This is a genomic window from Mycobacterium sp. URHB0021 (assembly GCF_054057895.1).
This window is the reverse complement of record NZ_JBSRZT010000002.1, coordinates 4,538,611-4,552,856: the sequence shown is the minus strand read 5'-3', so window position 1 is coordinate 4,552,856 and position 14,246 is coordinate 4,538,611. Positions and strand designations below refer to the sequence as shown.

Annotated in this window: 13 protein-coding genes and 1 pseudogene; 11 read left to right on the top strand and 3 right to left on the bottom strand. The window is 63.1% G+C overall.

Features of this window, described 5'->3' with window-relative positions:
• Nucleotides 1-93 precede the first annotated feature (93 nt).
• The 8 genes from ACVWWN_RS24740 to ACVWWN_RS24705 all read left to right on the top strand — a co-directional run bounded on the left by ACVWWN_RS24740 (nucleotide 94) and on the right by ACVWWN_RS24705 (nucleotide 7,192).
• The gene (locus tag ACVWWN_RS24740) at nucleotides 94-576 is read left to right on the top strand and encodes a PAS domain-containing protein (RefSeq protein WP_457146206.1); all 483 of its coding nucleotides are present in this window, start codon (nucleotides 94-96) and stop codon (nucleotides 574-576) included.
• Nucleotides 577-755: 179 nt separating this feature from the next.
• Nucleotides 756-1,316 (top strand): carboxymuconolactone decarboxylase family protein, encoded by a 561-nt coding sequence (locus tag ACVWWN_RS24735; RefSeq protein WP_457146205.1) that lies wholly within the window; start codon nucleotides 756-758, stop codon nucleotides 1,314-1,316.
• A gap of 22 nt (nucleotides 1,317-1,338) precedes the next feature.
• Complete coding sequence (locus ACVWWN_RS24730; protein WP_457146204.1) at nucleotides 1,339-2,109, top strand: carboxymuconolactone decarboxylase family protein; 771 nt, start codon at nucleotides 1,339-1,341, stop codon at nucleotides 2,107-2,109.
• Between the two features lie 15 nt (nucleotides 2,110-2,124).
• Nucleotides 2,125-2,772, top strand: a complete 648-nt coding sequence (locus tag ACVWWN_RS24725; RefSeq protein ID WP_457146203.1) for a LysE family translocator — start codon at nucleotides 2,125-2,127, stop codon at nucleotides 2,770-2,772.
• 912 nt (nucleotides 2,773-3,684) lie between these two features.
• Nucleotides 3,685-4,539 carry a Rieske 2Fe-2S domain-containing protein gene (locus ACVWWN_RS24720; RefSeq protein WP_457146202.1) on the top strand — a complete coding sequence of 285 codons (855 nt, stop codon included), beginning with the start codon at nucleotides 3,685-3,687 and terminating at the stop codon, nucleotides 4,537-4,539.
• The gene (locus ACVWWN_RS24715; protein WP_457146201.1) at nucleotides 4,536-5,018 is read left to right on the top strand and encodes a hemerythrin domain-containing protein; all 483 of its coding nucleotides are present in this window, start codon (nucleotides 4,536-4,538) and stop codon (nucleotides 5,016-5,018) included. The genes ACVWWN_RS24720 and ACVWWN_RS24715 overlap by 4 nt, the downstream gene beginning before the upstream one ends.
• A 1,073-nt stretch (nucleotides 5,019-6,091) precedes the next feature.
• On the top strand, nucleotides 6,092-6,415 hold the full coding sequence (locus tag ACVWWN_RS24710; protein WP_457146200.1) for a hypothetical protein: 324 nt from the start codon (nucleotides 6,092-6,094) through the stop codon (nucleotides 6,413-6,415).
• A 258-nt stretch (nucleotides 6,416-6,673) separates the two neighbouring features.
• Nucleotides 6,674-7,192, top strand: coding sequence for a YkgB family protein (locus ACVWWN_RS24705; RefSeq protein ID WP_457146199.1), 519 nt, complete (start codon nucleotides 6,674-6,676; stop codon nucleotides 7,190-7,192).
• Nucleotides 7,193-7,647: 455 nt separating this feature from the next.
• Here ACVWWN_RS24705 and ACVWWN_RS24700 read toward each other — a convergent pair whose 3' ends face one another.
• Both ACVWWN_RS24700 and ACVWWN_RS24695 read right to left on the bottom strand, forming a co-directional pair.
• Nucleotides 7,648-7,899, bottom strand: a complete 252-nt coding sequence (locus ACVWWN_RS24700) for a hypothetical protein (protein WP_457146198.1) — start codon at nucleotides 7,897-7,899, stop codon at nucleotides 7,648-7,650.
• Between the two features lie 319 nt (nucleotides 7,900-8,218).
• Complete coding sequence (locus tag ACVWWN_RS24695; protein WP_457149261.1) at nucleotides 8,219-8,527, bottom strand: helix-turn-helix domain-containing protein; 309 nt, start codon at nucleotides 8,525-8,527, stop codon at nucleotides 8,219-8,221.
• Between the two features lie 210 nt (nucleotides 8,528-8,737).
• On the opposite strand from ACVWWN_RS24695, the pseudogene ACVWWN_RS24690 reads away from it, so the two are divergent.
• The 3 genes and pseudogenes from ACVWWN_RS24690 to ACVWWN_RS24680 all read left to right on the top strand — a co-directional run.
• A pseudogene (locus tag ACVWWN_RS24690) lies at nucleotides 8,738-9,030 on the top strand (aldehyde dehydrogenase family protein); the annotation flags it as partial.
• A gap of 51 nt (nucleotides 9,031-9,081) precedes the next feature.
• On the top strand, nucleotides 9,082-9,477 hold the full coding sequence (locus tag ACVWWN_RS24685) for a tautomerase family protein (protein WP_457146197.1): 396 nt from the start codon (nucleotides 9,082-9,084) through the stop codon (nucleotides 9,475-9,477).
• A gap of 562 nt (nucleotides 9,478-10,039) precedes the next feature.
• Nucleotides 10,040-12,313, top strand: a complete 2,274-nt coding sequence (locus ACVWWN_RS24680) for a LuxR C-terminal-related transcriptional regulator (RefSeq protein WP_457146196.1) — start codon at nucleotides 10,040-10,042, stop codon at nucleotides 12,311-12,313.
• Nucleotides 12,314-13,234: 921 nt separating this feature from the next.
• Here ACVWWN_RS24680 and ACVWWN_RS24675 read toward each other — a convergent pair.
• Nucleotides 13,235-14,221, bottom strand: coding sequence for a Gfo/Idh/MocA family protein (locus tag ACVWWN_RS24675; RefSeq protein ID WP_457146195.1), 987 nt, complete (start codon nucleotides 14,219-14,221; stop codon nucleotides 13,235-13,237).
• Nucleotides 14,222-14,246: the final 25 nt, after the last annotated feature.

The following is a 14,246-nucleotide window of genomic DNA, read 5'->3' as shown; positions in this document are numbered from 1 at the left end:
TGACGCATTGTGCGCACGGCTGCGGGCGGCCACGCTTGGTTTAGGGCCGGATACCGGCCGGCAGGCACACGACGGCTACCCGGAAGGCACAGAATGACAACGCACGCTGATCTCACCGAGGTCTCCAATCAGAGGATTGTCGCGGACTGGGCGCTGGGCGAGTGGGCGGATCGACTGCTCGAACAAGCCGGCCTCGGGGTCACCATCGTCGACCGGCGCGGCACGGTGATGTACTACAACAAATGGGCGGCCGAGCACCTGGACCGCCAACCTGCCTACCTCGGCCACTCCGTGCACGAACGGCATCGCCGCAAGATCACCAACCCGCGGTTCGACGCCATGCTCAAACTGTTCGTCGACGGCCGCATCGAGCCGGTGCGCTACGTGGCCAGGCCGTACGGGAAAACCACTATCCTGGTGACGGTTTCGCCGATCCGGATGGACGGAGAGCTCGTCGGCCTCTCACAGCTCGTGCTGCTCAAAGATGAAGTGCAGGACCTATGTGCACGTTTCGATGCTACGGGCCGCGAGTCGTTCGAACGCGAGATGCTGCCCGACGGCTACCCGGGCGCATGATGGTCGTGGAGTCTGCACAATGAGATCCGCGCGCCGCCATCAAACCAACATCGCCATATCATCATGGACGGTCACCTGCAGTGAGCGCCACGACGCTCTGCCGCGGCCCTTAGAGGCCCACGCTCTGTTTTCCCGGCCGTGGTGACCGCGCCCGTCGATCGAACCTGGAGTACCAACAGATGTCGCGAATGACTGCACCGGCTGAGGCCGACATCCCCGCCGCCTCGCGTCCGGCCCTCGACGCCGCCGCTCACCAACTCGGATTCGTGCCGAATATGTATCACGCGCTAGCAGCCACCCCCAAAGCTCTTAACGCGTGGCTGGATTTGAGGAAGGCGATGAGCACCTCACTGGATGCTGCGACCCGCCAGGGTATCGCACACGCTGTCGATGAAATCAATGGCTGCGACTACTGCGATGCCATGCACACGTGGGTATCTGAGCAGATGACGCGCCTCGACGATGACGAGATCGCCCGCAACCGCGGCGGATCGTCGAGTGATACACGGCGTGCGGCAGCGTTGGTGTTTGCGCGCGAGGTCGCCCTTACCCGCGGGAAGGTGAGTGACTGCGCGCTGGACGCGGTGCGCGTGGCAGGCTTCACCGACGGCCAGATCCTCGACATCGTGGCCGTGGTCGTGCTGTTTACGATGAGCAACTACTTCAACAATGTGATGAAAACCGATATCGACGTCTTCCCTAACAAGGGTGTTTCCTCCGTCGAGGAGCAGAGCGCGTGAATTCTGCTCGGCGAGGATCGTAATGACCAAGATGACGCAAGGACCCTGGACACGCATCCGGCCCCTTCAGATCGACGACGTGGACGCCAAGACCGCCGCAGCGATCAAAACGGGAGAACTGACCCGGGGCGGCTTCCCCAACAATCTAGTCAAAGTGATGGCTTACTGCCCCCGGTTCGTGCAGCTGGAGGTCGAGTACGCCAACTCCTTTATGGTTGATCCAGTGACTGTCGTCGGTGACCTTCAGACCGCCGGCTTCAACGACCGGTTCCTCAAGGAACTAGTCATCTCGCGGACATCGCTGTTGAACCGTTCGCACTACTCGGTGACACACCACTCTTTGGTCGCAACCGCACTGTTCATTGACGCGGGGCGCGGCGAGGAGGGACACCGAAAACTCTTGTATCTCGACGAGCACGAGAACCACCCGGACGTCTACACGGAGCGCGAACGGGTCGTCCTCGACTACACCGCGAAGGTCAGCCGAGACGCCCACACCGTCACCGACCAAGACTTCGCCGATCTGCGCAAGGTGCTTGAGGCACACAATCGCACCGACGCGCGGCTCAACGAACTCGACGATGCAGCGATGGCCCGCCACGTCGATAGTCAGATCGTCGAACTGACCTGGCTGATTGGGCATTTCTGTCTCCTGAACCGGTGGTTCACGGCCCTGCAGGTTCCCGATGAGGGACCCCTCGACGAGGCCGACTTCGTGACGCTGTATGAGCAGGTGGTACCGGCTGACATCAGGGAACGCAATGCGCGAATTCTTGGCGGTGGTTTCCAATGAAATGGGAGATCCAATATGGTTGGTATGTCGGCGGTTCTGGGTATCGCGGCCGTCGCGTTCGGGATAGTCCTCATTCCCGGACCCAACATGTTCTACCTGGCGTCGCGCTCGATCACCCAGGGTCGCGGCGCGGGACTGATCTCGTTGGCGGGGGTCGCGGTGGGCTTCGGGGTGTATCTGGTGGCGGCCGTGGCCGGACTCGCGGCGGTCTTCGCGGTGGTCCCGGTGATGTACACGATGCTGAAAGTGGCGGGTGGCGTGTACCTCCTCTATCTGGCCTGGCAGGCGTTCCGCCCGGGCGGAACCTCCCCATTCTCCCCAAGGGATCTGAAACCGGCGTCGCGGCGCCGGCTGTTCACCATGGGGCTGGTCACCAACCTCCTCAATCCCAAGATCGCAGTGCTGTACGTGTCCCTGCTGCCGCAGTTCGTGGAGCCGGCTCACGGCTCGGTGGCGCTCCAAAGCCTCCTACTGGGCGGGGTACAGATCGCCATCGCGCTGGCAGTCAACGGGGTCATCGTGTGCAGCGCGTCGAGGTTGTCGGTGTTTCTGACGGCCAAGCCCCGCTGGATGGCGCTGCTGCGCCGGGTCATGGGCACGGTGCTGGCGGGCTTCGCGGTGAAACTGTTCTTGGACCCCTCGTCGGCGGCGGCCGCCGGGTGAGCCGACGGGTCGACCACCAACGACATCCACCGTCGGCGCGCGGCGGCAGCGTGCCGTTGCCGCCGCGCGCGGTGATCACGACGGGTGGGGTGAAATGGGTCGAATGTCGAATGTCGAGCGTCCTTTCACGATTCATCGGGTGTACTGCCGGAGCTGAGGCCTCCGGCGTCGACTCGACTCGCTGTTCGGCGAGCGGCTCCACGCCGAAGGCGGTAATCCACGGCGCTGACCCACCACCAACGACATCCGTCGGCACGTCGACGACACGAATCCCAATTCAGGCAGATGAATCAAGAACGAACCAAGATAACCGTCGAGTCGAACTTCGCCACCGTCCGGTTGCGCACCAAGGTCACCCGAGGTCCCGGATACCGCGCTGCTGGATTGCTATGGCCTACAAGCTGATCGAGTCGGGCACAGGCCGTCGATGCGTCCGGACACCTGGTCGCGCAGGCCACCGCGCCGCCGGTGTCCTCGCTCCACAACATGAGCACCACCCTGATGGAGCCCACGTACAAATCGTGTAAATGAGACGGCTTCTCCGACAGACCGTTTCGCTTAACACACACATTGCACGTGGCAAGCCTGTAGAGAAAGCCAGAAGCCCGACTACGTTACAGATCCAGTCGCCAGTTTCCGGAGCGCAACCCAAAACTACATCCATCAATCAATTGGATGTGGTTATCCTCACCGCCAACGTTTCCTCTCAGGCTGAATCGCTTACACCGAAATTTCGTCTCCGAAGTGAGGGGACTGGCATCACTCGCCGGCCCGCGGGCCGTTCGGCGACGCTCGCTCACACGCGGTTCAGGCAACAGTCGCATCGAACTCGAAGACGAGGAACCAGGGAGAAACGCCGTGGTCAATCGACCGCGTTCCGCATCGGAACGTAAATGCACCTTTGGCACGAGCGTGCTCAAGACTCTTGGGCGACAACGGTGGCTGGACCGACCCAGTTACCGGCTAGAGCATGGCCTGACATTCCTATTCGCGGCATGTGGCCGCCATCGCGATGGTGTCGCCAACGCGCTGCATGGCACGTGGCTTGGCCATCCGCTGCACCCGGCGTTGGCGGCCGTGCCCACCGGCGCAGTGGCCACAGCGATGGCGCTGGATGCGGTAAGCGTGCTGTCCGGCCACACCGCGGCGATGCGCGACGCGTCAAGGCTGGCGCTCAGCGTGGGAATCCTTGGCGGCATCGGGGCGGCCGCCACCGGCATGACCGATTGGCAACACACCCACGAAGAGTCGCGACGGATCGGAATCATCCACGGTCTGTTGAACGTCGTCGCCACCGGGCTGTACGCGGTGTCATGGTGGGACCGCCGCCGAGGCCGCCACTTTCGCGGGACTGTGAGCAGCGCGCTGGGCTACGGGCTCACCATGAGCAGCGACTACTTGGGCGCTGCGCTCGTGTACGGCTTCGGCATCGGGGTGGACCGAGCGGGGCCACGATTGGACGTCGGCTGGACCCGCGTGCTGTCGGTGACGGCATTGAACGGCCAACCACAGCGGGTCGAGATCGACGGGATCGGCGTGGTCCTGCATCGCGACGGCGATCACATCCTTGCGGTCGGCGAGCACTGCCCGCACCTGGGCGCGCCGATGTCAGACGGCTGGGTGGACCGCGGACGCGTGGTTTGCCCCTGGCACGGTGCCAGATTCGACTGCGGCTCCGGCGATGTGCTGCGAGGCCCGGCCACCGCATCGCTGCCGAGCTACGCCACTCGTGTCCGGGACGGAATGGTTGAGGTGTGTGCTCGATGAATGCCTTCGATGTGCTGTTCGACCACCACAACACGCTGCGCGGACTGTGCCGCAAGATCACCGCGATGCCGCCGACCTCGGCCGAGCGCCGCGATACCCTCGATGAGCTTCTCGTCGAGCTCGACATCCACATGCGCATCGAGGACGATCTGTTCTACCCGGCCGTGCAGGCGGCGGCGAGCAAGCTGGTTGCCATCTCACACGCCGAGCATCGGCAGGTGATCGACCAGTTGACCGTGGTCTTGCGAACGCCTCCGCAGGCACCCGATTATGACGACGAGTGGCGTGCTTTTGTCACGGTCCTGGACGCGCACGCCGGCGAGGAGGAGCGTGATCTGTGTCCGCCGCCGGTCGAAATATCCGACGACGAATTGAACATGTTGGGAAACAGAATGTCTGCGCGCCTCGCCGATCTGCATGCGTCGACGTTCGAGAAGCTCCGCGTCCGCGGTCGAGCGGCGCTGCTGCGGGCAATATAGCGAAAAACTCGGGCACCGGCCTCTTCCGGCAAGCGTTAGGCTGGCTCGCGGGGGAGGTATGGCACGGCAAGCGACAACGAGACTGTATGTCAGCGGATATCGTTTTCTGTTGCGCCGGATGAAGCACACGCTGGTACGTGGCGGCGGCGATCGACAATGCCCAACGGCCCGCTGCTGGAGATGCGTGCGCTCGGCTCCCTGGGTGATGCCGCCCGGTCGACTGCCTGCAGGAACAGCTACAAAGCGGTGAGGTCGTAGGCCATAGCGTCACGGTACTCAAACGGCCCACAAGCGCATCAGCTTTCGATTTAACCGAAGGCTGAGTCGCGAAATGACGCATTGTGCGCACGGCTGCGGGCGGCCACGCTTGGTTTAGGGCCGGATACCGGCCGACAGGCACACGACGGCTACCCGGAAGGTACTGAATGACAACGCATGCCGATCTCACCGAGGTTTACGATCAAAGGATCCTCGCGGACTGGGCGCTGGGCGAGTGCGCGGATCGGCTGCTCGAACCGAGCCGGCCTCGGGGTCATCGTCTCTGGCCCATTACATTCAGGCCGCCGCACTATTATCCCAACGAGGTTCACACCGAGTACGCGGCGGGCGCACTGCCATGAACTCGGCGAGTTCGGACGTCTGCTCAGCCGCGTCGATGGCGAGTTCGCAATGTCGTCGCCCAGTCGTAACCCGCGCCGATCGGTTATGGGCCGTTGGCTGCGAATGGAAACTCGCCGAATTGCCGCTGCTGACAGGGGTATTCGCCATACCGCCCCCAAGAGGGCGCCGTGGTTACGTGCTCACGCGATGTAGTCGGCCGCCCATGACAGTCCCGGTGCAGCACTTCGGCCACATTATCGAACCTTCAACGTGTTCATTAAATGCGTTCGGAGGCGGTGACGAGACTGAACGTGTCCGGTTAAGCGACAGGCAGAGACGGCAAGTCGATGTCAGACCACATCGGTACACGGCGAAAACACCTATGGGAGGACGTCGTCATGTCGACGATCGAATCCGTCACCCCATCCCAGGCTCCATTCCTGTTGCGACCGTGTGCCAGATGCCCTCACAGAGTGAAACGTGTCGAGAGTGAACAGGTGATTACGGTGGCCGGCGCCGCGTGTGCGTTGGCTGTCGCGGTACTGGGTTCCTCGGGTGTGGCCACGGCGGCACCCTTGGGGTTCGCGAACTTCGGCAACGCCCAAGACACCGTCAACGCGCTAACAGCTGCAGGCTATAACGTGCAAATCAATGGAGCCACGGTCTTTCCGCTGTCGAGCTGCAAAGTCATTCAAGTTGAGGGATTGAACAATTCCAACATTGATTCTGATGGAAAGCGGATCGATCCAACCAAGTTCGACACCGTATACGTCGACGTATCCTGCCGGGGAGGGTAATTCGAGTCACCGGAACGCCAGTGCGGTCCCGCAGGGTGGACACTGGGCAGCGGTTCGCGGCGCGTTTAGTCCGAGGCTTGGCCACGCGCTCGGGGCGCCGCTACAGGCTGTCGATGCAGTCACGCCGTTCGCGTGGTCTTATGGTCTCATCGAGGTGCCGCATGGACGCGGCTTCAAATCTGGATGGGAGACGAGGCCTCACGCCGGTGGATCGCCAAGCATAGGTCCCGAGTCGTATCTGATTTGAAAGGAAAGTCCTTGAATAAGAACGCGAGCAACATTGTGCAGTCCGCGGACCACATCATCACGGCTGTCGGCACCGCGATCGTGCGCTACGGCCTGGTGGTTGTCATCGCCTGGATCGGGTTGATGAAATTCACCGGCTCGGAGGCCATGCGGATAGCGCAGTTCATCTCCCACAGCCCCTTCATGAGCTGGCTGAACGGCATCCTGTCAATTCGCGCGCAGTCCGACGCCATCGGGGCGATCGAGATCCTCGCGGCCGTGCTCATCGTCTTGAACGTGGTGTCGCCGCGCCTCGGTGCGGTTGGCGGCGCACTGGGCACGCTGTTGTTCGTGGTTACGCTGAGCTTCCTGTTCACCACACCGGGTATCGGCGATACTGCGGCGGGAGGATTTCCGGCGCTGTCGCGGGTCGGGGAGTTCCTGATAAAAGACATCGTGTTGCTCGGCGCCTCGATCCTCGCACTGGGCCAGTCGCTGAGCGCCATACGTTCGCCGTCGGGCGCTGATCAGGCGTCGGCGCACTCCACGTAGCAATCCCGACATGGCGCCTCGAGTCGGCTCTGTTCGCCCGTGCCTGCCGTTGTGAATACGAGGCGAAGTGACGTGACGACGACGATCGACCCTCCGGAGCTCCTGATGGCGCCGTCGCGGGGGACGTATACCGATTCGGCCTTTAGCACCATCGAGGGTGCCGGCCAGCGATGGTGTCGCGACGGTACTTCGGGGAATGGCGGCCAAATGAGGTCACCCATCTCCAGTATCGAAGACCGAGGTGCCCGGCCGGAAGTGGAATCCTGTCCCCAGAACTGTGCGGAGGAATGTGGTTTTGTGCGGCCCCTTACACTGCTTCGCAGCCGGAGCCGCGGCGAGGTGAACCGGCCGCTGAGCGGCAGACGCAGATGCCCGATCGGGATCGCTCGTGGTACCGCAACGCGCGAGCCCACCAGCGTTGCGCCTACAGGACTGCGACGCGCGTCCCTAACGGCTCAGCGGTGCGCTCCGCGGTGGTGGAAGATCAGGATGTTGCCGAACGGGCCGAGGAACGGGTTCTGTGAATCATAGTGGGTCGGCGGCGGCGAGCTGACGATCTGTGCGTTACCGGGTGACTGGCACACCGTAGCGTTACCGGTATCGGTGCACTGGCTCGTCGGTATCTGGACGGCCCCGGCGACCGGAACTATCCCGAGTGCTGACGCCGCGGCGACCATGGCGAGCGGCGCAATCAAGCGCAGTCTCATCTGTGCCTCCTCGTTGGGCGGCGTGCACCCTCAGAGGGTGAAGCGTCGCGAATAAATGACCGTACGTTTGGTTCAACGCGAACATGGCCGTCTGGCTTTCAATTTGCCCGGTGACATCTGTCACCAGCGGTAGAGCGCATATCGCGGATCGTTCATCGCACGGCACCAGCTGGCCGCGAGCAGATTTGGGCGATCAGCGTGATCTCATCACATGCGTCTATACGTCGCTGACGTATCGCTGCAGGCGTTGCTGGCCTCGCGCGACCCAAAATCCTCCTGGCCCAAAGGGATTGCGCTACAACGACACCCAATGAAGAAGTCAGCCACACGACTTCTGCAGCAGGTGAGACGGAGATGTCGGCGGGTGGTCGTTGACGCTCCAGCACTCATGCGGTCGCGACCGTCCCCATTCTGGCTCGCCCCGTCGGTCATACGGATGTGTTTGGGACACACTGCGACAGAATCGCTCTAAGTGACACCGGGTCGGGGACGGCACCACACCCCGCCGGTGACGCTCCAGCAATTTTGCCCCGAGAGCCTTCTCCATCGCTGTGATCCTGGCGCTGGCCGATGCCAACGACAGATGCGCGCGCTCGGCGCCTTGGGTGATGCTGCCCTGGTCGACCACATGCAAAACAGCTCCAAATCGTGAGGCCGTAGGCCATAGCGTCACGGTACTCACACCGCCACAAGCGCATCAGCCTTCAGTTTAAACGAAGGCTGACTCGCGAAATGACGCATTGTGCGCACGACTGCGGGCGGCCACGCTTGGTTTAGGCCGGATACCGGCCGACAGGCACACGACGGCTACCCGGAAGGTACTGAATGACAACGCACGCTGATCAACACCAACCCCTACGGCAACGGCACCGCCATCTTCACCAATGACGGTGATGCGGCGCGGCGCTTCCAAAACGAAGTCGAGGTCGGCATTGTCGGCATCCCCGCGTCCATCCCCGTGCCCATGGCCTACTACAGCTTCGGCGGCCGGAAATCCTCCCTGTTCGGCGACACCCCACGCCCGACGGCACCGAAGGCGTGCACTTCTTCACCCGAGCCAAAGCCATCACCGCCCGCTGGCCCGACCCCAGCCACGGCGTAATCGAACTCGGCTTCCCACAAAACAACTAGCGAAACTCGGCGCACCGGCACCGTTGGTGCCCGGTCAGAAAGAAACCACCAGTGCCCCTCGTCCACATCCACGTCACCGAGTCTCGACGAACACCAGCACAACTCACGCTCCTGGCTGATTCAATCCAACACGTCATGCGCGAGTACTTCGATGCTCCCGACCGCGACCGCTATCAGATCATTACCGAGCATAAACGCGGCCAGATCATCGCGGAAGACACCGGCCTTGGATTCGAGCGCACCGATGACATCGTCATCGTGCAGATCCTTCAGCAGGGCCGCACACTGCACCACAAACGGGCCGCATACAAGGCTCTGGCCGAGCGGCTGCAGGGAGAAACAGGTCTGAAGCCGTCCGATTTAATCGTATCGGTTGTCGAAAACAGCCGTGAAGACTGGTCATTCGGCAACGGCATCGCTCAATTCGTGGAAGGTCAGCTGACCTAGTCGTCGATGTCGTCTTGTTCGAATGCAGGTAACCGAGGGCGACGTTTAGTTTGGTGCGTAATGGGCGCGCTGCCACGTTGGGCACCAATCCCCCCGATCCAAGCCAACGGCCAAGCGGGAAGACGATGACACGGTTCAGCGGGCCGGCCGGTGTCTTACTTTGAGACGCTCTTTCACCTCATGTTGAGACGTTCACTTTCTGCCCGCGGCGGTGTGATAGGTCGCAGAGGCCAGCGCAACGTCACAGAGGAATTGAGAAAACGATGATGAGCATAGTGTTGGGAATGTTGATGATGATGCCGGTGGTGTTCGGCGTCGGTGGGTACGCGTTGGTGTCCCGACGACCATGAGTACGCCAAACGGGTACCGCCAGCGCGGGTCTGCGGTAATCCCGCAGAATGCATCCGATGCAATTGGGCTACCGCGGTCACCGCGAATGGACCCGGGCGGATCTGCAGGCAACAGCGGGGATGCCGAGAAGCCGGCGCCCATCCAGGGTGTGTCAACGCCGAGGGTTGCCGCCCGGAGGCTGGATTCAAGTGATTCGCGGAGTGCGGATGTGATGGGCTCAGCTGGAGGTAGCGTCAACGGTGTCGCAGACGGCGCTGAGCGAGCAGTTGTGCTGGCCACCAAACTGCACGTCCCGGCGATCGGGGGCCAGCTCGTTCACCGGGGTGCCCTGCTCGACGCACTATCAGCGGGACGACGGCGCAAGCTGACGCTACTGAGTGCGCCCGCGGGCTGGGGCAAGACGACACTACTGGCGCAGTGGGCTTCGGGTGCGAGCGAGGACCAGCGGTTTGGCTGGCTGTCACTTGATCATTCCGACAATGACCCGGTGTGGTTTTGGATGTACGTGATCGCCGCGCTGCAGAAGCTCAGTCCCGAAGTGGGGACTCGCGCGGTCGAACTCCTGACGATGGGCGCCGACCCGGTGCAGGTCGTTCTGCCTACCCTGCTCAATGATCTGGACACAATCGAGAGTCCGATGGTGCTCATTCTCGACGACTACCACCGGGTGGCAAATCGAGCGGTTCATGAGCAGATGGCATTCGTTATCGGCCGGATGCCGGCGAATCTTCGGTTGGTGTTGGCCACCCGCTCGGATCCGATGTTGCCGTTGGCTCGGCTGCGGGCCGCCGGCGATCTCGCCGAGATGCGAAGCGACGATTTACGTTTCGAGGTTATTGAGGCGGGCCATCTGCTGAACGATGTGCTCGGACTGGACTTGACTGAGGCAGATGTTCAACTGTTGCACCGACGCACCGAAGGGTGGGCCGCCGGCCTCTACCTTGCCGCGCTCTCGCTTGCCGGACGCCGTGATGCCGCCGCATTCATCAGGACCTTCGCCGGCGACAATCGTCATATCGTCGACTATTTGATGGCCGAGGTGCTCGACAGTCAGTCAGCGCAGATGCGCAGTTTCCTACTGCGCACATCGGTCTTGGGACGCCTCAGCGGTGCACTGTGCGACGCGATGCTGCAAACGTCTGGCTCGGCCTCGGTCCTGGAGACCATCGAGCACGAGAACCTGTTTGTGGTGCCACTGGACATGTCGCGTCGCTGGTATCGGTATCACCATCTGTTCGGCGAGTTGCTGCGGGCCGAGCTGCATCGCAGCGAGCCCGATCTCGTCGCGGTTCTGCATCGACGAGCTGCGGCGTGGTTCGAGACCGAGGGCCTTGTTGATGAGGCGGTGCGCCACCTGGTCGCTGCCGGCGACATCGCGGCAAGTGCTGATCTGATCGCCGCGGACTGGGTCAACGAATTCAACGGTGGCGGCCTGTCGACCGTCTCGGGCTGGCTCGATCTGCTTCCCGACGAGTCTGTTCGACAGGATCCGCGACTGAGCGCGGCGCGGGCCTGGATCGCGTTGAATGTTGGCCAGTTCGATGACGCGCTCATGTGGATCGAGGCCGTCGAAGCCGGGCCTGCGGCCGACACCCTCGATCATGGCAGCCTCGACGCTCAACTTGTCGCCCTGCGTGAGGTCCACGCGTTCAAGACCGGGGACCTCGACGCGGCGCTCGAGGCGGCTCGCCGCGCAATGACCCTCGACTTCAACGACGCACTGCAGGCCCAGTCGGCCGCTTACTGTGTTCATGGGTCTGCGCTGTACTTCTCGGGTGACGTCGACCAGGCCCAGGGCGCCTTCCGGTCGGCGGTATGGCTGGCCGAGGATGCCGGCTGCCACCTCGCCCGCCGTTATGCGTTGGGTTATCTGGCGATGATCTCGGCCTACCAGGGTCAGCTGGGCCAGGCTGAGGATCTGATCCGTTGCGCGACCGGGGGTGGCAGGGATTTGGCTGACGGGGAGCACTTCGTGGACGTGATGGTCGCTCTTGCCGCGGCCAGAGTTCTCGACATGCGCGGTGATGCGGCCGCAGCAGCCGCCGCCGCCGACATGGCGGTTGTGTTGGCCCGCAAGGGTGCTGGAGTCCTGGAGGTGGCCAACGCGCTGGTGGCGCGTGCCGAGATCCTCGGACACCTCGGTGAACACGCCACGGCGGCCGCGAGCCGCAACGAGGCGGTCATGCTGTTGCGGCGCTGCACCGATGCCGGCATCGTCGGCAGGATGCTCACCGCGTCACAGCGCGGCGCGGGCGTCGACGTGACTGCGCGCACCCAGGCGCGCGCCCTTGGTGAGGAACTCACGGCCAAGGAGCTCGAGGTCCTTGGGTTGCTGGTCACCCGGTTATCGCGCCGTGAGATCGGCCAACGGCTCTACGTCTCGCTGAACACGGTCAAAACCCACCAGCGCGCCCTGTACCGCAAACTCGGCGTCGAGGACCGCAACGCGGCGGTCAAGCAGGCACGCGAACTCGGCCTGCTGTAATCCGGCTGCCCGGACCTCCGCGGCGCCTTGGGGGCAATAACTGGCGCCATGCATGATGGTTTCGGTCCTGGGCAATTCCTTGCAGCACAGCGGTGACTTCGGTGGCTGTGAATGTCTGCGCCTTCCGAGCCTTGCCGGATACCCGGGCTACGAGCAGAGCAACGTTTCTGACGAGTACACCTTCGGCGACGAGCCGGCTAAGTACTTGGCGGATCGCCGTGAGCATGTAGTTGCAGGAGCGCGGCGGGCTAGGCATGACGGACTCGTACTTACCCACCCGGCTGGAATGCGTCGAACCTCTTCCCCGCATTACATGGGCAAAGTCCGCAAAGTGTTGCTGCGGGGCTGGCTTCGGGTGAAGCCAGCCTCACTGACCACATGAGAGACCATTTCTCGCATGGGCGGGGCCGCGATGCCATCTCACTGCGAATACGCAAAGCTTTATGACCGTCGACAAGCTCCCCGTGTCGGGTCCAATCGTTTTCCGAGCAGTTACACACGTTGACCAGTCGGCCAACGCGGCATTGAAGGCAGGCTGATCTCGATTCGTCGGCTGGACGCAGCCAGAGATGACTCCTTGGTCGGCGGACTGCCCGACCCCTTTCCGGTCGGTGTGCTACACGGAGATGCCCATCGAGGCGTTGTCGCCATCGGCGTGCTGCCTGGCGCAGTCCGATCAGTACCCTCACCAGGCGTTTGGGGTGGGTTCCCGCTCGTGGGGCGTGCAATTCCATCCGGAGGTCAGCGTTGCCAACATGCGCATGAGGCCGGCTACAGGGGAATTCACGGCGCTATGCCTTGCTGAATGTGGTCGGTGGCGTGCTCGGCGGGCTAGTCTCGTCTACCAAGCCTGGCCGAGCGCTGCATCGAACTTTGTCTGGGCCCTTGTCGGAATGCAGATCCTCACGCCATCGCGGTCGACTACATCGATCTCGACGCTGTTGCCCCGAGTCGCACGACCAAAGCGTCGGACAGCACGGTGTCCATGACGACCGCGGTGCGGCTGGCGGTGACGCCCGTGCTCGTGCAGCGGCCTGTGCCGTTCCATTCGTCGACGATCGTCTTCAGCAACGGCGCATGGACATGCGGTGGATCAGCCAGTGCGATCCCTTCATGGGAGTCACCGCGGACCAAATGGACGTCGATGGGCGCTGAAACAGACACGGACACGGTACCTTTCGTGCCGATGACCGTCGTGCTGTCGGTGTTGACGCCCGAGTCGAAGCACCAGGTGCCCGAGCCGACGATGCCGTCACCTGCCGTGTAGCTGATCGCGACGGTGTCTTCCACCCCTCCGCCGTGCGACACCGCGCGGCCCCGCACATCGTGCAGGGGACCGAAAAGGTGATCCAGCCAGTCCAGCGTGTGACAGGCCGCATCGAAGAACCACCCGCCGCCTGACAGCCCCGGAACATTCTGCCAGGACTGCAGTCTCGGTGGTTGGCAGCGGACCGAGTTCACGGCACGCACCTCACCGATGGCGCCGTCGGCGAGCAGCTGGCGCACGTGCTCGAACCGCGGGAGAGCGCGGCGGTAGTACGCAACCCATAACGGAACCCCGGCCGTGTCGCAGGCGTCGACCATCGACCGGCACTCGTCGGCGTTGATCGCCATTGGCTTCTCAACGAAGACAGCCTTCCCGGCCACCGCCGCGCGATGTGTGTAGTGGGCGTGGGTGTTGGGATGGGTGGCGATGTACACCGCATCGATGTCGTCGGCGCCCAGGATCTCGTCGGCGTCAGTGTGCCAGCGCGGCACACCATGGCGGTGTGCATAATCCTGCGCCAGATCCGCGGTACGCCGCATCACCGCCACCAGCTCCGAGCCCGGCACCTGCTGGAAAGCGGGCCCGCTCTTGACCTCTGTGACATCGCCCACGCCGATGATTCCCCAGCGCATCACGGTCATGGCGCGTCTCCTTCAGTGGGTCGAC